Source organism: Lentzea indica, assembly GCF_012184385.1.
GTDB classification, from domain to species: Bacteria; Actinomycetota; Actinomycetes; order Mycobacteriales; family Pseudonocardiaceae; genus Lentzea; species Lentzea indica.
In genome coordinates this window covers 1-617 of record NZ_VSRL01000603.1, presented here as the reverse complement: position 1 = coordinate 617, position 617 = coordinate 1, and the positions used below count along the sequence as shown (strand labels likewise).

Below are 617 nucleotides of genomic sequence, written 5' to 3'. Positions count from 1 at the left end.
TCGGATATTTTCGAATGATACCGGTTCAAGCGCGTCGTCGCGCTCGCGGCTCGCCGAGAGCTCGCGCTCCGTCTCTGATGAGAGGCAGGTATCTCGCGTGCGGAAGCGATATGCAGCATGAGGCGGTCTCCGTTATTTTGATCATCCTCCCTAGCACCTTGTTCGGATTTGCGAGCTTCGTTTTGCATGTCATGCTCGATCTAGCGTTACGAATTAACGAGATGACATAGAAGCGTAACACCTTTTCATGGCACGACGGTAACCTTACAGTGGTTTGATTTCATCTTTTTTCGGAATAGGTGCGCGACGTCAGCGTAGAACACGAACTTCAACGCTGAGGCTTAAGTCAGCCGCGTTGCCAGGCTTGGTCGATTCACAGATGTTGCCCACCATTGATCGGCACCTCGGCCCCCGTAACATAGCTTGCGGCATCCGAGCATAGGAAGAAGATGACCTTGGCCACTTCGTCGGGTGTTCCCACTCTGCGCAACGGGATGTTTGGCACGAGACGCGCTTCCGTGTCGGGCGACAACATGTCCGTTCTGATCTCGCCTGGCGCGATCGCGTTCCACACGAACGCCCATAGGGCGCATAATCGTGGGCCATTTCGCGTGTGA

Annotated in this window: 1 protein-coding gene; it reads right to left on the bottom strand. The window is 54.9% G+C overall.

The genetic code is table 11. The annotated features are described in order from the left end of the window. Nucleotides 1-373: 373 nt before the first annotated feature. Nucleotides 374-617 (bottom strand): SDR family oxidoreductase (locus tag FXN61_RS49895; RefSeq protein ID WP_223165935.1); only part of this gene is annotated, 244 nt, incomplete at its 5' end.